Origin of the sequence: Trabulsiella odontotermitis (assembly GCF_001297775.1) — a bacterium.
Classification (GTDB): Bacteria; Pseudomonadota; Gammaproteobacteria; order Enterobacterales; family Enterobacteriaceae; genus Trabulsiella; species Trabulsiella odontotermitis.
Window position 1 is genome coordinate 159520 of the sequence record NZ_LIFX01000008.1, and the last position, 19634, is coordinate 179153.

General features: G+C 54.9%; 20 protein-coding genes and 5 tRNA genes. 16 read left to right on the forward strand and 9 right to left on the reverse strand.

Annotation, left to right across the window (positions count from 1 at the left end):
- The first annotated feature begins 2 nt into the window (after positions 1 to 2).
- From tolR to pnuC, 12 genes are all read left to right on the forward strand, one after another.
- Positions 3 to 431, forward strand: coding sequence for a colicin uptake protein TolR (gene tolR, locus AOY23_RS12490; RefSeq protein WP_054179938.1), 429 nt, complete (start codon positions 3 to 5; stop codon positions 429 to 431).
- A 36-nt stretch (positions 432 to 467) separates the two neighbouring features.
- Positions 468 to 1670, forward strand: coding sequence for a cell envelope integrity protein TolA (gene tolA, locus AOY23_RS12495; RefSeq protein WP_054179939.1), 1203 nt, complete (start codon positions 468 to 470; stop codon positions 1668 to 1670).
- A gap of 132 nt (positions 1671 to 1802) precedes the next feature.
- Complete coding sequence (gene tolB, locus AOY23_RS12500; protein WP_054179940.1) at positions 1803 to 3095, forward strand: Tol-Pal system beta propeller repeat protein TolB; 1293 nt, start codon at positions 1803 to 1805, stop codon at positions 3093 to 3095.
- Between the two features lie 33 nt (positions 3096 to 3128).
- Positions 3129 to 3644 carry a peptidoglycan-associated lipoprotein Pal gene (pal, locus tag AOY23_RS12505; protein ID WP_054179941.1) on the forward strand — a complete coding sequence of 172 codons (516 nt, stop codon included), beginning with the start codon at positions 3129 to 3131 and terminating at the stop codon, positions 3642 to 3644.
- A gap of 9 nt (positions 3645 to 3653) precedes the next feature.
- Positions 3654 to 4454, forward strand: coding sequence for a cell division protein CpoB (gene cpoB, locus AOY23_RS12510; protein WP_054179942.1), 801 nt, complete (start codon positions 3654 to 3656; stop codon positions 4452 to 4454).
- A gap of 159 nt (positions 4455 to 4613) precedes the next feature.
- Positions 4614 to 4689 (forward strand) — tRNA-Lys (locus AOY23_RS12515).
- Positions 4690 to 4713: 24 nt separating this feature from the next.
- Positions 4714 to 4789: transfer RNA gene (locus AOY23_RS12520), tRNA-Val, on the forward strand.
- Positions 4790 to 4792: 3 nt separating this feature from the next.
- Positions 4793 to 4868, forward strand: a tRNA-Lys gene (locus AOY23_RS12525).
- A 59-nt stretch (positions 4869 to 4927) separates the two neighbouring features.
- Positions 4928 to 5003 (forward strand) — tRNA-Lys (locus AOY23_RS12530).
- A gap of 22 nt (positions 5004 to 5025) precedes the next feature.
- Positions 5026 to 5101, forward strand: a tRNA-Lys gene (locus AOY23_RS12535).
- 216 nt (positions 5102 to 5317) lie between these two features.
- Positions 5318 to 6361, forward strand: a complete 1044-nt coding sequence (gene nadA / locus AOY23_RS12540) for a quinolinate synthase NadA (protein ID WP_054179943.1) — start codon at positions 5318 to 5320, stop codon at positions 6359 to 6361.
- A gap of 28 nt (positions 6362 to 6389) precedes the next feature.
- Complete coding sequence (gene pnuC, locus AOY23_RS12545; RefSeq protein ID WP_054179944.1) at positions 6390 to 7109, forward strand: nicotinamide riboside transporter PnuC; 720 nt, start codon at positions 6390 to 6392, stop codon at positions 7107 to 7109.
- On the opposite strand, the gene zitB is transcribed toward pnuC, so the two are convergent.
- A complete protein-coding gene (gene zitB / locus AOY23_RS12550) occupies positions 7106 to 8050 on the reverse strand; it encodes a CDF family zinc transporter ZitB (protein ID WP_054179945.1) in 945 nt (314 codons plus the stop codon). The two genes, pnuC and zitB, sit on opposite strands and share 4 nt — an antisense overlap.
- Positions 8051 to 8164: 114 nt before the next feature.
- Entirely contained in the window at positions 8165 to 8533 is a 369-nt protein-coding gene (locus AOY23_RS12555; protein WP_054179946.1) for a YbgS-like family protein, read from the reverse strand.
- Between the two features lie 320 nt (positions 8534 to 8853).
- Between AOY23_RS12555 and aroG the strand changes: the two genes are divergently transcribed.
- A complete protein-coding gene (gene aroG, locus AOY23_RS12560; protein ID WP_054179947.1) occupies positions 8854 to 9906 on the forward strand; it encodes a 3-deoxy-7-phosphoheptulonate synthase AroG in 1053 nt (350 codons plus the stop codon).
- Between the two features lie 44 nt (positions 9907 to 9950).
- Here the strand turns inward: aroG and gpmA are convergent, their stop codons facing one another.
- From gpmA to modE, 7 genes are all read right to left on the reverse strand, one after another.
- Positions 9951 to 10703 (reverse strand): 2,3-diphosphoglycerate-dependent phosphoglycerate mutase, encoded by a 753-nt coding sequence (gene gpmA, locus AOY23_RS12565; RefSeq protein ID WP_054179948.1) that lies wholly within the window; start codon positions 10701 to 10703, stop codon positions 9951 to 9953.
- 207 nt (positions 10704 to 10910) lie between these two features.
- Positions 10911 to 11951 carry a galactose-1-epimerase gene (gene galM, locus AOY23_RS12570; protein WP_054179949.1) on the reverse strand — a complete coding sequence of 347 codons (1041 nt, stop codon included), beginning with the start codon at positions 11949 to 11951 and terminating at the stop codon, positions 10911 to 10913.
- Positions 11941 to 13092 (reverse strand): galactokinase, encoded by a 1152-nt coding sequence (gene galK / locus AOY23_RS12575; RefSeq protein ID WP_054179950.1) that lies wholly within the window; start codon positions 13090 to 13092, stop codon positions 11941 to 11943. Before galK ends, galM begins: the two co-directional genes overlap by 11 nt.
- A gap of 2 nt (positions 13093 to 13094) precedes the next feature.
- Complete coding sequence (galT, locus tag AOY23_RS12580) at positions 13095 to 14141, reverse strand: galactose-1-phosphate uridylyltransferase (protein WP_054179951.1); 1047 nt, start codon at positions 14139 to 14141, stop codon at positions 13095 to 13097.
- Between the two features lie 13 nt (positions 14142 to 14154).
- On the reverse strand, positions 14155 to 15171 hold the full coding sequence (gene galE, locus AOY23_RS12585) for a UDP-glucose 4-epimerase GalE (protein WP_054179952.1): 1017 nt from the start codon (positions 15169 to 15171) through the stop codon (positions 14155 to 14157).
- Between the two features lie 207 nt (positions 15172 to 15378).
- Positions 15379 to 16848, reverse strand: a complete 1470-nt coding sequence (modF, locus tag AOY23_RS12590; RefSeq protein WP_054180014.1) for a molybdate ABC transporter ATP-binding protein ModF — start codon at positions 16846 to 16848, stop codon at positions 15379 to 15381.
- Between the two features lie 76 nt (positions 16849 to 16924).
- Positions 16925 to 17713, reverse strand: a complete 789-nt coding sequence (gene modE / locus AOY23_RS12595) for a molybdenum-dependent transcriptional regulator (RefSeq protein ID WP_054179953.1) — start codon at positions 17711 to 17713, stop codon at positions 16925 to 16927.
- Positions 17714 to 17842: 129 nt separating this feature from the next.
- Between modE and AOY23_RS22340 the strand changes: the two genes are divergently transcribed.
- The 3 genes from AOY23_RS22340 to modB all read left to right on the forward strand — a co-directional run bounded on the left by AOY23_RS22340 (position 17843) and on the right by modB (position 19633).
- Complete coding sequence (locus AOY23_RS22340; protein WP_081005619.1) at positions 17843 to 18001, forward strand: AcrZ family multidrug efflux pump-associated protein; 159 nt, start codon at positions 17843 to 17845, stop codon at positions 17999 to 18001.
- Positions 18002 to 18170: 169 nt separating this feature from the next.
- Positions 18171 to 18944, forward strand: a complete 774-nt coding sequence (gene modA / locus AOY23_RS12605; protein ID WP_054179955.1) for a molybdate ABC transporter substrate-binding protein — start codon at positions 18171 to 18173, stop codon at positions 18942 to 18944.
- On the forward strand, positions 18944 to 19633 hold the full coding sequence (gene modB, locus AOY23_RS12610; RefSeq protein WP_054179956.1) for a molybdate ABC transporter permease subunit: 690 nt from the start codon (positions 18944 to 18946) through the stop codon (positions 19631 to 19633). Before modA ends, modB begins: the two co-directional genes overlap by 1 nt.
- Position 19634 lies beyond the last annotated feature (1 nt).

Here is a 19634-nt window from a genome sequence, read left to right on the forward strand (position 1 = left end):
CCATGGCCAGAGCACGTGGACGCGGGCGTCGCGAACTGAAGTCCGAGATTAATATTGTTCCGCTGCTGGATGTGTTGTTGGTGCTGCTGCTGATCTTCATGGCGACTGCGCCAATCATTACACAGAGCGTGGAAGTGGATCTGCCTGATGCGACGGATTCGCAAACGGTCAGCACCAATGACGATCCCCCGGTTATCGTTGAAGTTTCCGGCGTGGGTCAGTACAGCGTGAACGTTGGCCAGGACAAGATGCCGCAATTGCCGCCGGAGCAGGTTGTTGCTGAAGCGCAGCGTCGTCTTGAGGCGAATCCGAAAACGGTCTTCTTAATCGGTGGCGCAAAAGATGTGCCATATGATGAAATTATTAAAGCGCTGAACCTGTTACACAGCGCCGGTGTGAAGTCGGTCGGTCTGATGACCCAGCCGATTTAACCGGTGAAACAGGTACAAAGTTTTTGGGAACCGAGAGTGTCGAAGGCAACCGAACAAAACGACAAGCTTAAACGCGCGATCATCATTTCAGTAGTGCTGCATATCATATTGATCGCACTGCTGATCTGGAGTTCGTTCGATGAGCATATAGATGCTTCTGCTGGCGGCGGCGGTGGTTCAGCCATTGACGCCGTGATGGTTGACCCGGGTGCGGTCGTCCAGAACTACGACAGGCAGCAGCAGCAACAGGCCAGCGCCAGACGTGCTCAGGAGCAGCGTGATAAACAAGCGCAGCAGCAGGCGGAAGAACTGCGTGAGAAGCAGGCCGCGGAGCAGGAACGTCTGAAGCAACTGGAAAAAGAACGTTTAGACGCACAGGAAGCGGCGAAGAGCGCGCAGGAGAAGCAAAAGCAGGCTGAAGAGGCTGCGGCGAAAGCGGCGGCAGATGCCAAAGCCAAAGCGGAAGCTGACGCCAAAGCAGCGGCTGATGCGGCGAAGAAAGCCGCTGCCGACGCGCAGAAAAAAGCCGAAGCTGATGCGGCAAAAGCCGCCGCTGATGCGAAGAAGAAAGCGGAAGCTGAAGCAGCAAAAGCCGCTGCCGACGCGAAGAAGAAAGCAGAAGCCGACGCGGCTAAGAAAGCCCAGCAGGACGCAGAGAAAAAAGCGGCCGCTGAGGCTAAGCAAGCCGCCGCGGAGAAAGCCGCAGCCGAAAAAGCCGCTGCCGCCAAAGCCGCTGCCGCCGAGAAGAAAGCGGCTGCGGAAAAAGCAGCCGCAGAGAAAGCGGCTGCTGATAAAGCCGCTAAAGCTGCCGCCGCCAAAAAAGCCGCCGCAGCAAAAGCGTCTGAAGCCAATGTTGACGATCTTTTCGGTGACCTGAGTTCAGGTAAGAATGCGCCGAAAACTGGTGGAGGAGCGAAAGGGAACAATGCTTCACCCGCCGGAAGCGGTAACAATAAAAATAACGGTGCATCAGGGGCGGATATCAGTAACTACGCCGGGCAGATAAAAGCAGCGATCGAAAGCCGTTTTTATGACGCTTCCTCTTATGCCGGTAAGACATGTACATTACGTATCAAAATGGCGCCAGATGGCATGCTTCTGGATATTCAGTCTGAAGGTGGCGACCCTGCGCTTTGTAGCGCGGCGCTCTCCGCAGCCCGTCAGGCGAAGTATCCAAAACCGCCATCACAGGCAGTATACGAAGTATTCAAGAATGCGCCGCTGGACTTCAAACCTTAATGGTTTTCTCCCTGTGATAAGGGGAGAAAAACAAACTACGGTAGTCTCAGGGTTTTGGTAGTTTTGTGTATTTGAGTTTGTTAACATTCTGCTAAATTATCGTGGATTTTGTATCCGGATAAGGGAGATATGATGAAGCAGGCATTACGAGTAGCATTTGGTTTTCTGATGCTGTGGGCAGCGGTGCTGCACGCAGAAGTACGTATCGAGATCACCCAGGGGGTGGACTCGGCGCGCCCGATTGGCGTTGTGCCTTTCCAGTGGGCCGGGCCGGGTGCTGCACCTGAAGATATCGGCGGTATCGTTGCGGCTGACCTGCGCAACAGCGGTAAATTCAATCCGTTGGATCGTTCTCGCCTGCCTCAGCAGCCGGGTTCCGCGCAAGAAGTTCAGGCCGCAGCATGGTCTGCGCTGGGGATTGACGCTGTCGTCATCGGCCAGGTAACGCCTAACCCGGACGGTTCTTACAACGTCGCTTATCAGCTGGTTGATACCGGCGGCGCACCGGGCACCGTACTGGCGCAGAACACGTACAAAGTGAATAAGCAGTGGCTGCGTTATGCCGGTCATACTGCCAGTGATGAAGTGTTCGAGAAGCTGACCGGTATTAAAGGTGCGTTCCGTACCCGCATCGCCTATGTGGTGCAGACCAATGGCGGCCAGTTCCCGTATGAACTGCGCGTTTCTGATTACGATGGTTACAACCAGTTCGTGGTACACCGTTCTCCGCAGCCGCTGATGTCTCCGGCATGGTCTCCGGACGGGTCTAAACTGGCTTACGTCACCTTCGAAAGCGGTCGTTCCGCGCTGGTTATCCAGACGCTGGCGAACGGTGCGGTGCGTCAGGTTGCTTCTTTCCCGCAGCACAACGGTGCGCCGATGTTCTCACCGGATGGCAGCAAACTGGCCTTTGCGCTGTCTAAAACCGGTAGCCTGAACCTGTATGTGATGGATATCGGCTCTGGCCAGATCCGTCAGGTGACTAACGGTCGCAGCAATAACACCGAACCAAGCTGGTTCCCGGACAGCCAGAATCTGGCCTTCACCTCTGACCAGGCCGGTCGTCCGCAGGTATATAAAGTCAACGTTAACGGCGGTACTCCGCAACGTATTTCCTGGGAAGGCAATCAAAACCAGGATGCTGATGTGAGCGCTGACGGTAAATTTATGGTAATGGTAAGCTCGGCTAATGGTGAGCAGCACATTGCCAAACAAGATCTGGAAGCGGGTGGCGTGCAGGTTCTGTCGTCAACGTTTTTGGATGAAACGCCAAGTCTGGCACCTAACGGCACTATGGTTATCTACAGCTCTTCTCAGGGGATGGGATCCGTGCTGAACCTGGTTTCTACAGATGGGCGTTTCAAAGCGCGTCTTCCGGCGACTGATGGACAGGTCAAATTCCCTGCCTGGTCTCCGTATCTGTAATAATAAATAATTAGTTATATAGGAATCAAAGAAATGCAACTGAACAAAGTGCTGAAAGGACTGATGCTGGCTCTGCCGGTAATGGCAATCGCGGCATGTTCTTCCAACAAGAACGCCAGCAATGACCAGAGCGGCGAAGGCATGATGGGCGCCGGCACTGGTATGAACGCTAACGGCAACATGTCTTCTGAAGAACAGGCTCGTCTGCAGATGCAACAGCTGCAGCAGAACAACATCGTCTACTTCGGTCTCGACAAGTACGACGTAAGTTCTGAATTCGCTGCAATGCTGGACGCGCACGCTAACTTCCTGCGTAGCAACCCGTCTTACAAAGTTACCGTAGAAGGTCACGCGGACGAACGTGGTACTCCTGAGTACAACATCGCTCTGGGCGAACGTCGTGCTAACGCTGTTAAGATGTACCTGCAGGGTAAAGGCGTTTCTGCTGATCAGATCTCCATCGTTTCTTACGGTAAAGAAAAACCTGCAGTACTGGGTCACGACGAAGCGGCTTACGCTAAAAACCGTCGCGCCGTACTGGTTTACTAAGAGAATCGCATGAACAGTAACTTCAGACATCACCTGTTGAGTCTGTCGTTACTGGTTGGAATAGCGGCCCCCTGGGCCGCTTTTGCTCAGGCACCAATCAGTAGTGTCGGCTCAGGCTCGGTCGAAGACCGCGTTACTCAACTCGAGCGTATTTCAAATGCTCACAGCCAGCTTTTAACCCAACTCCAGCAGCAACTTTCTGATAACCAGGCCGATATTGACGCCCTCCGCGGACAGATTCAGGAGAGTCAGTACCAGCTGAATCAGGTTGTTGAACGCCAGAAACAAGTGCAGCTGCAGATTGACAGCCTTACCAGCGGCGGGGCGGCAACGCCAACGCAGCAGGCCGGGGGCGATCAAAACAGCAGTGCTGGCGCATCCACCACGGCGCCTGCGGCTGGTGCAGCCACGTCCGGCGCACCGGTGCAAAGCGGTGACGCCAATACCGATTACAATGCGGCTATCGCGCTGGTGAAGGATTCCTCTCGCCAGGACGACGCAATTGCCGCATTCCAGAACTTCATCAAAAAATACCCGGATTCCACTTACCAGCCGAACGCTAACTACTGGCTCGGTCAGTTGAATTACAACAAGGGTAAAAAAGATGATGCAGCCTATTATTTTGCTTCTGTCGTAAAAAACTACCCGAAATCACCCAAAGCCTCTGACGCGATGTACAAGGTCGGTGTGATCATGCAGGACAAAGGGGACACGGCAAAAGCGAAAGCGGTCTACCAGCAAGTGGTCAGTAAATATCCTGGTACCGAAGGCGCAAAACTGGCGCAAAAACGACTCGGATCGCTGCAATGATGACGGCATGACCAGGAATCGTGTTTTTTCTGGTCGTGTCGCCTGAAACGTAAGCAGTTAAGTGATCTTCATCGAAATTTTTGTTGCGCTGAAATCTTAAACCAGTAATATATGCCGCCGTTGCCGAGGGATATCAAACATCTCCGAAGCAGCGCAAGTGGGTCGTTAGCTCAGTTGGTAGAGCAGTTGACTTTTAATCAATTGGTCGCAGGTTCGAATCCTGCACGACCCACCACTTAGCAATATCCAGCGTAGTATCGGGTGATTAGCTCAGCTGGGAGAGCACCTCCCTTACAAGGAGGGGGTCGGCGGTTCGATCCCGTCATCACCCACCACTCGGGTCGTTAGCTCAGTTGGTAGAGCAGTTGACTTTTAATCAATTGGTCGCAGGTTCGAATCCTGCACGACCCACCAATTTAGCATCCCACTCAGATGTTAAACGTAAAAAATATCTTCGAAGTCATGACCCGTAGGGGTCGTTAGCTCAGTTGGTAGAGCAGTTGACTTTTAATCAATTGGTCGCAGGTTCGAGTCCTGCACGACCCACCACTTCGAAGAACAATCCCGCAAGGGGTCGTTAGCTCAGTTGGTAGAGCAGTTGACTTTTAATCAATTGGTCGCAGGTTCGAATCCTGCACGACCCACCAGTGTAGAAAGGCGCCCTAAAGGCGCCTTTTTGCTGTCTGTGATATCCGCCTGTCAGTATAAAAAACTCTCTCAAGGTTCTTTTTTGCTATCTGCGATATACCCCTGACATGCGCAATCTGCTATCTTGTTTAGCATACAAAACACATAAGCCGTCAGTAGCTGCATCTCAGCGACCATAACGGCATTTTGTTAAGCCTGTAAAACGAGATTGCAAGATGAGCGTAATGTTTGACCCCGAAACCGCCATTTATCCTTTTCCGCCGAAACCTGCGCCGTTAAGCATGGAGGAAAAGCATTTCTACCGCGAAAAAATCAAGCGTCTGCTGAAAGCGCGCGATGCGGTGATGGTGGCGCATTACTACACCGATCCGGAAATCCAGCAACTGGCGGAAGAAACGGGTGGTTGCATTTCTGATTCGCTGGAAATGGCGCGTTTCGGTGCGAAGCATCCGGCATCCACGCTGCTGGTCGCTGGCGTGCGCTTTATGGGCGAAACCGCCAAAATCCTCAGTCCGGAAAAGACTATCCTGATGCCGACGCTGGCGGCTGAATGCTCGCTGGATCTCGGCTGCCCCAGCGACGCGTTTAATGCGTTTTGCGATGCGCACCCGGACCGCACGGTGGTGGTCTACGCCAATACGTCAGCGGCGGTAAAAGCGCGGGCAGACTGGGTTGTGACCTCCAGTATCGCCGTCGAGCTGATTGAGCATCTCGACAGCCTGGGCGAGAAAATTCTCTGGGCGCCGGATCGCCACCTCGGTCGTTATGTGCAAAAGCAGAGCGGGGCCGATGTGCTGTGCTGGCAGGGCGCCTGTATTGTTCATGACGAATTCAAAACGCAGGCGCTGACCCGTATGAAAGCGCTGTACCCGGATGCCGCGGTCCTCGTTCACCCGGAATCACCGCAGGCTATTGTTGATATGGCGGATGCGGTGGGTTCAACCAGCCAGCTGATTGCCGCGGCCCGAACGCTGCCTCATCAGCAACTTATTGTGGCGACCGATCGCGGGATTTTTTACAAAATGCAGCAGGCGGTACCGGAAAAAGAACTGCTGGAAGCGCCGACTGCGGGCGAGGGGGCCAGTTGCCGCAGTTGCGCGCATTGTCCGTGGATGGCGATGAACGGCTTAAAAGCGATTGCCGAAGGGCTGGAGAACGGCGGTGCGGCGCACGAAATTCACGTTGATGCCGCGTTGCGGGAAGGTGCATTGCTGCCGCTCAACCGGATGCTCGATTTTGCGGCTACACTTCGTTCTTAACAATTGACGTTACCTTGCGGGGTTATAAATGGACTTCTTCAGCACGCAGAACATTCTGGTACACATTCCGATTGGCGCAGGCGGATACGATCTGTCATGGATAGAAGCCGTCGGGACACTGGCAGGCTTATTGTGTATCTGGCTCGCCAGCCTCGAAAAAATCAGCAATTACTTTTTTGGCCTGATCAACGTCACGTTGTTCGCCATCATTTTCTTTCAGATCCAGCTGTATGCCAGCCTGCTGTTACAGCTCTTTTTCTTCGCCGCTAATATCTATGGCTGGTATGCGTGGTCACGGCAAACCAGTCAGCATGAGGCCGAACTACAAATTCGCTGGCTGCCGCTACCAAAAGCGATCACCTGGCTTGTCGTGTGCGTGGTGGCGATTGGGCTGATGACGGTGTTTATCAATCCGGTCTTTGCTTTCCTGACGCGCATTGCGGTGTCTGTCATGCAGGCGCTGGGGTTGAACGTCGTTATGCCAGACCTGCAACCGGATGCCTTCCCGTTCTGGGACTCCTGCATGATGGTGCTGTCGATTGTGGCGATGATCCTGATGACCCGCAAGTATGTCGAAAACTGGCTGCTGTGGGTGATCATCAACGTTATCAGCGTCGCTATTTTTGCGTTGCAGGGCGTCTACGCGATGTCGCTGGAATATCTGCTGCTGACCTTCATCGCGCTCAACGGTAGCCGGATGTGGATTAACAGCGCGCGTGAGCGAGGCTCTCACGCGCTTTCCAGCTAATGATGGTGTGAATGTCCATGCCCGGCGTGCAGCTCGTTAAGGCGGCATTCCGGGCCGCTACAGGGCTGGTACTCCATTTGTATCGTGGCATGCTCAATGCTGTAGTGATGCTCAAGGAAATGCTGGATGCGTTCGAGCAGCGCATCGTGGTCATGTGGCGGGATCACCTGAACATGCAGTGTCATGATCGGTTTCTCGCCCACCATCCAGACATGAACGTGGTGCACATCGCGGACTTCCGGTAATGCGCGGTTCAGTTTGCGCTTCAGTTCGCCAACGTCGATGGCGCGCGGCGCCCCTTCGAGCAGTTCGTTAACGCTTTCTTTCAGTAATTGCCAGGCGCTGCGAAGCACCAGGCACGACACCAGCACCGACAGGATCGGGTCAATCGGCGTCCAGCCGGTCAGCAGGATCACAATCGCCGCACCAATTGCACCGACCGAACCCAGCAAATCTCCCAGCACATGCAGCGCCGCGGCGCGCACGTTGAGATTCTTCTCTTCGCTGCCACGATGCAAAATCCAGAACGAAAAAATATTCGCCAGCAATCCGGCCACAGCGATCACCATCATGGTCACCCCGGCGACCGGTTGCGGATGGTAAAAACGTTGGATGGCCTCCCAGACAATCAGAAAGGTAATCACTACCAGCGCAATTGCATTCACAAACGCCGCAAGCGTGGTCAGACGCAGCCAGCCAAAGGTATGACGGTTATTAGGCGGGCGACGGGCGAAATGGACCGCCAGCAGGGCAAACAACAGCGCGGCGGCATCCGTCAGCATGTGCCCGGCATCAGCCAGCAGCGCCAGCGAGCCAGAGATAAGGCCGCCGATAACCTCGATAACCATAAAGCCCGCAGTAATCGCAAAAGCCAGCAGCAGCCGACGGGCATTGTCGTCCTGTGATTGTGGGGCAGGTGAGTGCGAATGGGAGTGCGCCATAACGTCGTCCTGATTATTTAAACTTTATGTCAGACATCATTACAGATCTTTGCTGATTGCGCATACAAATAAGGAGAGCCGAAGCTCTCCATTGACGTGTGCAGAAGGGGAGGGTTACTGCGTGGTACCGTCCGTTTTGGTGTTAACATCGTTATTGATGCCGTCACCCGTCTGGACTTTCTTGTTGATGTCAGGACATTTACCGTCTTTACACATCGTATTCTTGTGCACTTCGTCTTTGGTCATCCCTTCCTGATTCATATTGCTGGAGGAATCATTGGGATGAAGCATGGTGCCGCCGGTGTTGATCTGGCTGTTATCAACATTATTCGGCGCGGTGTTCTGACGCGCGTCAGGCGCCACCTGACCGGCTTCTGCCGCCGCGTTGGCATCGCCGTTGCTGGCCGAGGCGGCCAGCGCTGCGCCGCTGGTCAGAGAGAGGGTTGCCGTCAGGAAAAGTGAGGCTAATTTATTCATTTTCATAAAGATGCTCCTGTTCTGGTCGTTACGTCGGATAACTTCTTCCAACAGTGCATGCGCGAAGGCTATACGCCCTCAATGAGGTTAAAAATTCCATCTGCCTGATTTAACTCAGCATGGAATTTTATTAAGTGGCAAAAACAGAGTGTTTCAAAGTAAAAATTGTAGACGCGATCTCACTTTTCGCTACTTTGTGGCGAATTTATCTGGAATTCCAGGAATTATCCGTCCTGAGTGTAAAAGCCCGTTTACACTTTCTGACCGACAAGTTAGATTGAAAGGATTGCACTCAATCAGATAAGTATGGCAACGCTGGAAAGATGATGAATTATCAGAACGACGATTTACGCATTAAAGAGATCAACGAGTTATTGCCCCCTGTCGCACTCCTTGAAAAATTCCCCGCTACGAAAAATGCTGCGAACACGGTTTCACATGCCCGTAAAGCGATTCACCAGATCCTGAAAGGCAATGACGATCGTCTGCTGGTGGTAATTGGCCCATGCTCCATTCACGATCCGGTTGCGGCGAAAGAGTATGCGTCCCGCCTGCTGGCGCTGCGTGAGGCGCTGAAAGGCGAGCTGGAAATCGTCATGCGCGTCTATTTTGAAAAGCCGCGTACTACCGTGGGCTGGAAAGGGCTGATTAACGATCCGCACATGGATAACAGCTTCCAGATCAACGACGGTCTGCGTATCGCGCGCAAACTGCTGCTGGAGATTAACGACAGCGGCCTGCCCGCAGCGGGCGAGTTTCTGGATATGATCACGCCGCAGTATCTTGCCGATCTGATGAGCTGGGGCGCTATCGGCGCGCGAACCACGGAATCTCAGGTACACCGCGAGCTGGCGTCTGGTCTTTCCTGCCCGGTAGGTTTTAAAAACGGCACTGACGGCACAATCAAAGTGGCGATCGACGCCATTAACGCCGCCGGAGCGCCGCACTGCTTCCTGTCAGTCACCAAGTGGGGCCATTCCGCCATTGTGAATACCGGCGGTAACGGCGACTGCCACATCATTCTGCGCGGCGGTAAAGCGCCGAACTACAGTGCGGAGCATGTTGCAGAGGTTAAAGCGGGGCTGAAAAAAGCGGGCCTGCCAGAGCAGGTGATGATCGACTTCAGTCATGCCAATTCCTGCAAGCAGTTTAAAAAACAGATGGATGTCGCGCAGAATGTCTGCGAGCAGATTGTTAACGGTGAGAAAGCGATCATCGGCGTGATGATTGAAAGCCATCTGGTTGAAGGCAATCAGAGTCTGGAAAGCGGTGAGCCGCTGGTCTACGGCAAAAGCGTGACGGATGCCTGCATCGGCTGGGATGATACCGAAATCGTTCTGCGTCAGTTGTCGAACGCAGTGAAAGCGCGTCGCGGTTAAGCGCGTGGTGGACAGAAAAAAGGCCCGGTTCCGGGCCTTTTTTATTACTTCGCTTTACCCTGGTTCGCCACCGCGGCCGCTTTCGCAGCGATTTCGTCGGCGTTACCCAGATAGTAGTGTTTGATCGGCTTGAAGTTCTCGTCGAATTCATACACCAGCGGGACGCCGGTCGGGATGTTCAGTTCAAGAATTTCATCTTCGCCCATCTTGTCGAGGTATTTCACCAGCGCACGCAGGGAGTTGCCGTGAGCGGCAATAATCACGCGCTCGCCGCTTTTCAGGCGCGGCAGAATGGTTTCGTTCCAGTATGGCACTACGCGATCGATGGTCAGCGCCAGGCTTTCAGTCAGCGGCAGCTCTTTTTCGGTCAGTTTCGCATAGCGTGGATCGTGGCCCGGATAACGCTCGTCATCTTTGGTCAGCTCCGGCGGGGTCACCGCAAAACCACGGCGCCACTGTTTAACCTGCTCGTCACCGTATTTCTCGGCGGTTTCCGCTTTGTTCAGACCCTGCAACGCACCGTAATGACGCTCGTTCAGTTTCCAGGATTTTTCAACCGGCAGCCAGGCCTGATCCAGTTCATCCAGCACGTTCCACAGGGTGTGGATGGCACGTTTCAGCACAGAGGTATAAGCAAAATCAAAGCTGAAGCCTTCTTCCTTCAGCAGTTTACCCGCCGCTTTGGCTTCGCTCACGCCTTTCTCAGACAGGTCAACGTCATACCAACCGGTGAAGCGGTTTTCGTTGTTCCACTGGCTTTCGCCGTGGCGAACCAGAACCAGCTTAGTTACAGCCATATCCTACTCCTCAAGCTTTTATTTTGAATGATAACAATTCTCATTATATTGCCCGGACAACACCCGCAGCAACGCTTATCCATAACCATAGCGAAAATAGCGCCTGAGTGTAAGATGCTTGTGAATCCGGGGTTATGATTTTGTCTGCGAATGGCGCTATTTTCAGCAAATTGCGATGAAAAAACCCTCCATCAGGAGGGTTCGGGATTAGCGGGGGATGAACTGATATTCCGTGAGGCTGATGTACTCCTCACCGGGAAGCAGAATACAGTCGGGCTGCGGCCATTCCGGGTGGTTCGGGCTGTCGGGCAGGAATTCGCTCTCCAGCGCCAGACCCTGCCAGTCGCTGTAGGGCTCAGCTTCACGCGACGGCGTGCCGCCGAGATAATTACCGGAGTAGAATTGCAGGGCAGGCGCAGAGGTGTATACCGCCAGTTGCAGTTTTTCATCCTGCGACCAGACGCGGGCCACCGGTTCACGCACATTACCTTTTGCCTGTAACAGAAACGCGTGGTCGTAGCCTTTCACTTTTTTCTGGTCGTCATCGCTGAGGAAATCCTGCGCAATGCGTTTTGGCGTGCGGAAATCAAAGCTGGTATTCGCCACGCTTTTCAGCCCCTCGCGCGGAATGCCCATCTCGTCCACCGGCAGATAATCATCGGCGAGGATCTGCAACTTATGCTGTCGCACGTCACCCTGCACGCCATCGAGGTTAAAGTAGACGTGATTAGTCAGGTTGATCGGGCAGGCTTTGTCGACTGTGGCACGATACTCAATGGAAATCCGGCAGTCGTCTGTCAGACGATACCGCGCCAGGGCGGTGAGGTTGCCGGGATAGCCCTGATCGCCATCGTCAGAGACCAGCGTAAACAGGACTTCGTCGTCGTTCTGGCTGAGGATCTGCCAGCGACGTTTGTCGAATCCGTCCGGGCCGCCGTGAAGCTGGTTGGCGCCCTGACTCGGCACCAGTTCAATGGTGTTGTCATTCAGCGTGTAGCGGCTGTCAGCGATGCGGTTGGCGTAACGTCCTACCGACGCGCCAAGAAAGGCCGCCTGTTGCGGATACTGTTCCGGGCTCGCGCAGCCGAGCAGCGCTTCACGTACGCCGCCGTCAGAAAGGGGTATGCGGGCGGAAAGCAGCGTGGCTCCCCAGTCCATCAGCGTGACGACCATCCCGGCGCGGTTACGCAGCGTCAGCAGTCGAAAGGGCTGACCATCCGGGGCCAGCACAGGTGTCTCATTCAGCACGGCCTGCTCCTTGTGAAGGTTTGCAAACGTAGAAGGTCTCTTTGATGCCGGTTCTGGATTCATACTGCGCGGCTACCGCTTGTTGCACGGTATCAACCAGATTTTCCGGTACCAGCGCTACGACGCAGCCGCCGAAGCCGCCGCCAGTCATGCGCACACCGCCTTTATCGCCAATGGCTGCTTTTACAATCTCAACCAGCGTGTCGATTTGCGGCACGGTGATTTCGAAATCATCACGCATTGAGGCGTGGGATTCGGCCATCAGTTTCCCCATGCGTTGCAGATCGCCTTTTTCCAGCGCATCGGCGGCTTCCACCGTACGGGCGTTTTCGGTCAGCACGTGGCGCACGCGTTTCGCTACCAGCGGATCGAGTTCATTCGCCACGGCGTTAAACTGTGCCAGTGTAACGTCGCGTAGCGCGGGTTGCTGGAAGAAACGCGCCCCGGTCTCGCACTGCTGGCGACGGGTGTTATATTCGCTGCCGACCAGCGTACGTTTAAAGTTACTGTTGATGATGATCACCGCGACGCCTTTTGGCATCGATACCGCTTTGCTGCCAAGTGTGCGGCAGTCGATCAGTAATGCATGATCTTTCTTACCGAGTGCGGAAATCAGCTGATCCATAATGCCGCAGTTGCAGCCGACAAACTGGTTTTCCGCTTCCTGACCGTTCAGCGCGATTTGCGTGCCGTCGAGCGGCAGGTGATACAGTTGCTGGAGAACAGTACCGACCGCCACTTCCAGCGAGGCGGATGAGCTTAAGCCCGCGCCCTGCGGCACGTTGCCGCTGATCACCATATCCACGCCGCCAAAGTTGCGGTCGCGTTTTTGCAGGTGTTTCACCACCCCGCGCACGTAGTTTGACCACTGCTGGCTGTCGTGGGTCACAATCGGCGCGTCCAGCGAGAACTCGTCGATTTGATTGTCATAGTCGGCGGCAATGACGCGCACCGTGCGGTCGTTACGCGCCGCGCAACTGATCACCGTCTGGTAATCAATAGCGCACGGCAGCACAAAACCATCATTATAGTCGGTGTGTTCACCGATCAAATTCACGCGGCCTGGCGCCTGGATAACGTGGGTGGCAGGGTAGCCAAATTTTTCAGCAAACAGGGATTGGGTTTTATCTTTCAGACTCATTGTTATTCTCCGGATTCGCGAAAATGAATATCGCTGACGGCACGCAGACGTTCAGCCGCCTGTTCTGCCGTAAGGTCGCGCTGGGTTTCCGCCAGCATTTCATAACCGACCATAAATTTGCGGACGGTAGCCGAACGCAATAAGGGCGGATAGAAATGGGCATGTAACTGCCAGTGCGAGTGTTCGTCGTTGGTAAACGGCGCGCCGTGCCAGCCCATCGAGTAGGGGAATGAGCACTGGAACAGATTGTCGTAACGGCTGGTCAGTTTTTTCAGCGCCAGCGCCAGGTCGCTGCGTTGTGCGTCGCTGAGATCAGGCATCCGCAGAACGTGCGCTTTCGGCAGCAGCAGCGTTTCAAACGGCCACGCCGCCCAGTAGGGCACTACCGCCAGCCAGTGTTCGGTTTCCACTACCGTGCGGCTGCCGTCCGCCTGTTCACGTTGAACGTAATCCAGCAGCATCGGCGAACCGTACTGTTGAAAATACTCACGTTGCAGCCGGTCTTCGCGTTCGGCTTCGTTCGGCAGAAAACTGTTTGCCCACACCTGGCCATGCGGATGCGGGTTGGAGCAGCCCATCGCCGCGCCTTTGTTTTCAAACACCTGCACCCACGGATACGTTTCCCCCAGCTCAGCGGTTTGCTGTTGCCAGGTTCTGACCACCTCTTCCAGCGCGCTGACGCTCAGTTCCGGCAGCGTTTTGCTGTGATCCGGTGAGAAGCAGATCACCCGACTGGTGCCACGCGCGCTCTGGCAACGCATCAGCGGATCATCGCTTTCCGGCGCGGCAGGTGTGTCTGCCATCAGCGCCGCGAAATCGTTGGTAAAGACGTAGGTGCCGGGGTAGTCCGGGTTTTTATCCCCGGTTACGCGGGTATTGCCCGGGCAGAGAAAACAGTCGGGATCGTGAGCTGGCAGCGTCTGCTTAGCCGGCGTTTCCTGCGCCCCTTGCCAGGGGCGTTTCGCGCGATGCGGAGAAACTAAGATCCATTGCCCGGTCAGCGGGTTATAACGACGATGCGGGTGGTCGACGGGATTAAAGCGCTCCATTACATGTAGTTCCTTAGTCTGCATAGCCCTGAGGATGACGGGACTGCCAGTGCCAGGTGTCCTGCGCCATCTGGTCAAGATCGCGGGTCACGCGCCAGTTCAGCTCTTTATCGGCTTTGCTGGCATCGGCCCAGTAAGCGGGAAGATCGCCATCACGACGAGGGGCAAAATGATAATTCACCGGTTTGCCGCAGGCTTTGCTGAACGCATTGACCACGTCCAGCACGCTGCTGCCGATGCCTGCACCGAGGTTATAAATGTGCACGCCCGGTTTACCGGCCAGTTTTTCCATGGCGGCAACGTGGCCATCAGCGAGATCCATCACGTGGATGTAATCACGCACGCCCGTGCCGTCTGCCGTTGGGTAATCATTGCCGAACACCGCCAGCGATTCGCGACGACCGACCGCCACCTGCGCGATGTACGGCATCAGGTTATTCGGAATGCCCTGCGGATCTTCACCCATATCGCCTGACGGATGCGCGCCAACCGGGTTGAAGTAGCGCAGCAGCGCAATGCTCCACTCCGGCTGTGCTTTTTGCAGGTCGGTGAGGATTTGTTCGACCATCAGTTTGCTTTTGCCATACGGGCTTTGTGGCGTCCCGGTCGGGAAACTTTCAACGTAAGGAATTTTGGGCTGATCGCCATAGACGGTGGCAGAAGAACTGAAGATGAAGTTTTTGATGTTCGCGGCGCGCATCGCGGAAATCAGGCGAAGCGTACCGTTAACGTTGTTATCATAGTATTCAAGCGGTTTGGTGACGGATTCGCCCACCGCTTTCAGACCAGCGAAATGGATCACTGTATCGATGGCGTGATCGTGCAGAATTTCCGTCATCAGCGCTTCATTGCGAATATCGCCTTTCACGAAGGTTGCCTGTTTACCGCCCAGACGTTCAATCACCGGCAACACGCTGCGCTTACTGTTACAGAGGTTATCAAGAATGATGACGTCATGACCCTGCAGCAGCAATTGCACGCTGGTATGACTTCCTATGTAACCGCTACCACCTGTGACCAGTACTCTCATGATTCGCTCCATTAGGCTTATGGTATGTAATAACCTTAGCATAACAGAGAAGTCAAAAGTGTGACATGGGATAAACTAGTGGAATCGTTTACACGCCTGACATATTGTGAGGGGCGCTGTTTTTTCCCATTATAAAACAAGGGCGATGCGAAGAGACGATGCCATTTATCTGAAAAACGGAGGCAAAACCTCCGTCAGGGAAGGGGATTAACGTCTGCCGATGGCGTAACGGTAGCCGTCGCCGTCAGGCACAAATTCCAGCCGATGCGTAATGCAGTCCGGGGCATCTTCGGCATGATGGGAAACGAACAACAACTGGGTTTTACCTTCGCCAATCAACACGTCAATGAAACGGCGGATCAACTGGCGATTCAGCGGATCCAGCCCTTGTAACGGCTCATCAAGGATCAACAGCGTGGGGTGTTTCACCAGCGCCCGCACGATCAGCGCCAGTCGTTGCTGCCCCCACGACAGGCTATGAAACGGCGCGTCAGCGGTACGGCTGTCGATGCCCAGAATAGTAAGCCAGGCCTGCACCAGTTTCTGCTGCTTATCCGACACCGCCTGGTAGATCCCGATGGAGTCAAAATAGCCCGACAGGATCACGTTGCGCACTGTGGTGCTGACGCGATAGTCGAGATGCAGGCTGCTGCTGACGTAGCCAATGTGTTTTTTGATATCCCAGATGGTTTCACCGCTGCCGCGACGACGGCCGAACAACGTTAAGTCATTGCTGTAACCCTGAGGGTGATCGCCGGTGACGAGGCTCAGCAGCGTCGACTTCCCGGCGCCATTCGGGCCGACAATCTGCCAGTGCTCACCTGGATTCACCGTCCAGCTCAGGTGGCTGATGATGGGCCTGTCATTATAAGACACCGTGCCGTCATTCAGCACAATGCGCGGAGCGTCATCCGGCAGCGATAACCGGGCGGAAGGCGCGTCCGGCTCCGGCAGGGTGATGCCGTCGAGCTTTTCGCTGTGCGCCAGTTGGGCAATTAATGCCTGTTCAAGCAGCGTTTTTTTCTCGCCCACATCGCTGAGCGTACAGTCCGCCAGCACCCCGGCAAAGCGCACAAACGCAGGGATTTCATCAAAGCGGTTCAGCACCAGCACTACGGTATAACCTTCGCCGTTGAGCGTCGCCAGCAGTTCCGCCAGTTGCTGACGCGATGCCACATCCAGGCCGTCAAAAGGCTCGTCAAGGATCAGCAAGTCCGGCTCTGCCATCAGCGCCTGGCAAAGCAGGGTTTTGCGTGTTTCCCCGGTGGAGAGGTATTTAAAGCGGCGGTCGAGCAGGGCGGTGATGCCGAAACGCTCAGCGAGCAGGGCGCAGCGTTGCGGATCGCGGATCTCATCCTGAATAATCTCAGCGGTGGTGCGACCGGTGTCATCTTCGCCTGGGCTCAGCAGATCGGTATTATTGCGTTGCCACTCGTCACTGACCAGTTTTTGCAATTGCTCAAAGGACAGGCGCGTGACTCGCGTAAAATCAGACTGGCACGAGCCGGAGAGCAGTGGAAGCTCACCCGCCAGCGCGCGGGCGAGGGCAGATTTACCGCTGCCGTTACTGCCCACGAACGCCCAGCTTTCACCGGCGCGCAGCGTCAGTGCATCGATTTTCAGTGTTCTGGTATCACTAAGACGAAACGTGCCTTGCAAAATTTGCAACAATGACATGATATATCCCGTTTTTCGCATCAATATGCACAGGGATACGTTTTCCTGCCAGCAATGTCAATGACGGGGGAACGCATCAGCACAACGTGGCGATGATCACGCGATCAGCATTAAAATATGCTGTGACCTCAGCACCTTCTGCCAGATCCTTAGCGTCGTCGCGTGGGACCGTGGCGCAAAGCGTCTGCCCGTCAGGCAATGTCATCAGCACTTCGCATTGCTCTTCACCGCATTCGATATGGCTGATTCGCCCGGCCAGCTGGTTATCCGCACCGGCGGCGAGGCGTTTATCCTGGGTGATGCCCACCCACGGCGCTTTCAACAGCACCAGCACTTCTTTGCCTTCGTCGAGCCCCAGCCGTTCGCCGCTCTGCGCGGTGATCGCCACTTTCAGGCGGGTTTCGCCATCGGCCAGCAACACGTCAACATGCTGCTGAACCTGGTCGTGATCGCGGGCGATGACAGTACCGAACCACTGGTTACGGGCGCTGGTTTGCAGAGAAAAACGGGAGATGGCCGCCAGCAGGCTGTTGAGCGGCAGCGCGTCGTCGTCACTCAGCACATCGAACGCTTTTTGCTGGATCTGCGCGAGCAGATCATAAAGCTGAATTAACCGCTGACCGTAGCGGGTCAGCACTGCGCCACCACCGCCTTTACCGCCGGTCGCGCGATCGACCAGCGTCTGTTCGCTGAGCTGGTTCATTTCGTTGATCGCATCCCAGGCGCTTTTATAGCTGATGCCTGCGTTCTTCGCCCCCTGGCTGATAGAGCCGGTCAGGTCGATTTGCTTAAGCAACGCGATGCGGCGCGGGTCGGCAAACAGGCGTTGTTGAAGCTTGAGGGTAAGAAGAATTTCGGCTTGCATAACAAAATCCTGATCAAAAAAGCGAATGTGGCGCATCTGAATGCGCGGTCAACGGGCATCGCACAAAAGGGGCGTGTTTTTCCTGATTATCAGGTTACAATAAAAGAATCACAATATCTGGAGTCGACCATGTTAGAGTTGTTGAAAAGTCTGGTCTTTGCCGTAATCATGGTTCCCGTGGTGATGGCCGTCATCCTGGGGTTAATCTACGGTCTGGGTGAAGTGTTTAACGTCCTTTCTAATGTCGGTCACAGAGACCGCCCCCATCAGAATCACCAGAATCAATGAATTATTTCGAGAAAAGCACCCGGTTTTGCCGGGTGTTTGTCTTTTAAGTTCCTTCGTTTTTAGCCGATAATCATCACATTACCCACATTGTGGTACCAGTAAGCGCTTTGAAAACCCCACTGTTGTCGTTATATTATCCGATATATAACGACACACACAGGAGTTACAAATGGCACGTACATGGTTACGCCTTTTTGCAGGGGCAACACTGACGCTTTCAGTTGCAGGTCATGCCCTGGCGGATGATGCAAAAATTACGGTCTTCGCGGCGGCGTCGCTGACCAACGCGATGCAGGATATCGCTAAAGAATACAAAAAAGAGAAAAATGTCGAGGTGGTCTCGTCATTTGCCTCTTCCTCTACGCTGGCTCGCCAGATTGAAGCCGGCGCGCCTGCTGATCTCTTCATTTCTGCTGATCAGAAGTGGATGGATTATGCCGTCGATAAGAAATCAATCGACACCGCCACACGCGAAACACTGCTCGGCAACAGCCTGGTCGTGGTCGCCCCGAAAGCCAGCGCACAGGGTGAAATCGCCATTGATGCGAAAACTGACTGGACCAGCCTTTTAAAAGGCGGACGTCTGGCGGTTGGCGATCCGGATCACGTTCCGGCGGGGATCTATGCGAAAGAAGCGCTGCAAAAACTGGGCGCATGGGATACGCTGTCGCCGAAGCTGGCCCCGGCTGAAGATGTGCGTGGTGCGCTGGCGCTGGTAGAGCGTAACGAAGCGCCGCTGGGCATCGTTTACGGTTCTGACGCGGTTGCCAGTAAAGGGGTAAAAGTTGTCGGTACCTTCCCTGAAAGTTCACATCAAAAAGTGGAATATCCGATGGCTATCGTTGACGGACATAAAAACGCCACCGTCAGCGCCTTTTATGATTATCTGAAAGGGCCGCAGGCTTCTGCAATCTTTAAACACTACGGATTTACGACGCACTGATGATATTGACGGATCCCGAATGGCAGGCGGTACTGCTGAGCCTGAAAGTTTCATCCCTGGCAGTGGTTTTCAGCTTGCCCTTTGGGGTCTTCATGGCCTGGCTGCTGGTCAGGCGTAATTTTCCGGGCAAAGCGCTGCTCGACAGCGTGATCCATCTTCCACTCGTGTTGCCGCCGGTGGTGGTGGGCTATCTGTTGCTCATCGCCATGGGGCGACGCGGGTTCATTGGTTCCTGGCTGTATGACTGGTTTGGCATCACCTTCGCCTTCAGCTGGCGCGGCGCGGTGCTGGCCGCGGCGGTGATGTCGTTTCCGCTAATGGTGCGGGCGATTCGTCTCGCGCTGGAAGGGGTCGATATCAAACTGGAACAGGCGGCCCGCACCCTGGGTGCCGGTCGCTGGCGTGTCTTTTTCACTATCACGTTACCGTTGATGTTGCCGGGAATTATCGTCGGCACGGTGCTGGCGTTTGCCCGTTCCCTCGGCGAGTTCGGCGCGACCATCACCTTCGTCTCCAACATTCCGGGGGAGACGCGCACCATTCCTTCAGCAATGTATACGCTGATTCAGATGCCCGGCGGCGAAGGCGCTGCCGCGCGGCTATGCATTATTTCTATCGTGCTGGCGCTGGTGTCGCTGCTGGTGTCCGAATGGCTGGCGCGCCTTAGCCGTGAACGGACAGGGAAGTGAC

Bases quoted from the DNA above. Each gene is read 5' to 3' on its own strand.
- tolR (WP_054179938.1), top strand. From the start codon at position 3: ATGGCCAGAGCACGTGGACGCGGGCGTCGCGAACTGAAGTCCGAGATT.
- tolB (WP_054179940.1), top strand. From the start codon at position 1,803: ATGAAGCAGGCATTACGAGTAGCATTTGGTTTTCTGATGCTGTGGGCA.
- pal (WP_054179941.1), top strand. From the start codon at position 3,129: ATGCAACTGAACAAAGTGCTGAAAGGACTGATGCTGGCTCTGCCGGTA.
- cpoB (WP_054179942.1), top strand. From the start codon at position 3,654: ATGAACAGTAACTTCAGACATCACCTGTTGAGTCTGTCGTTACTGGTT.
- nadA (WP_054179943.1), top strand. From the start codon at position 5,318: ATGAGCGTAATGTTTGACCCCGAAACCGCCATTTATCCTTTTCCGCCG.
- pnuC (WP_054179944.1), top strand. From the start codon at position 6,390: ATGGACTTCTTCAGCACGCAGAACATTCTGGTACACATTCCGATTGGC.
- zitB (WP_054179945.1), bottom strand. From the start codon at position 8,050: ATGGCGCACTCCCATTCGCACTCACCTGCCCCACAATCACAGGACGAC.
- AOY23_RS12555 (WP_054179946.1), bottom strand. From the start codon at position 8,533: ATGAAAATGAATAAATTAGCCTCACTTTTCCTGACGGCAACCCTCTCT.
- aroG (WP_054179947.1), top strand. From the start codon at position 8,854: ATGAATTATCAGAACGACGATTTACGCATTAAAGAGATCAACGAGTTA.
- gpmA (WP_054179948.1), bottom strand. From the start codon at position 10,703: ATGGCTGTAACTAAGCTGGTTCTGGTTCGCCACGGCGAAAGCCAGTGG.
- galK (WP_054179950.1), bottom strand. From the start codon at position 13,092: ATGAGTCTGAAAGATAAAACCCAATCCCTGTTTGCTGAAAAATTTGGC.
- galT (WP_054179951.1), bottom strand. From the start codon at position 14,141: ATGGAGCGCTTTAATCCCGTCGACCACCCGCATCGTCGTTATAACCCG.
- galE (WP_054179952.1), bottom strand. From the start codon at position 15,171: ATGAGAGTACTGGTCACAGGTGGTAGCGGTTACATAGGAAGTCATACC.
- modF (WP_054180014.1), bottom strand. From the start codon at position 16,848: ATGTCATTGTTGCAAATTTTGCAAGGCACGTTTCGTCTTAGTGATACC.
- modE (WP_054179953.1), bottom strand. From the start codon at position 17,713: ATGCAAGCCGAAATTCTTCTTACCCTCAAGCTTCAACAACGCCTGTTT.
- AOY23_RS22340 (WP_081005619.1), top strand. From the start codon at position 17,843: ATGTTAGAGTTGTTGAAAAGTCTGGTCTTTGCCGTAATCATGGTTCCC.
- modA (WP_054179955.1), top strand. From the start codon at position 18,171: ATGGCACGTACATGGTTACGCCTTTTTGCAGGGGCAACACTGACGCTT.
- modB (WP_054179956.1), top strand. From the start codon at position 18,944: ATGATATTGACGGATCCCGAATGGCAGGCGGTACTGCTGAGCCTGAAA.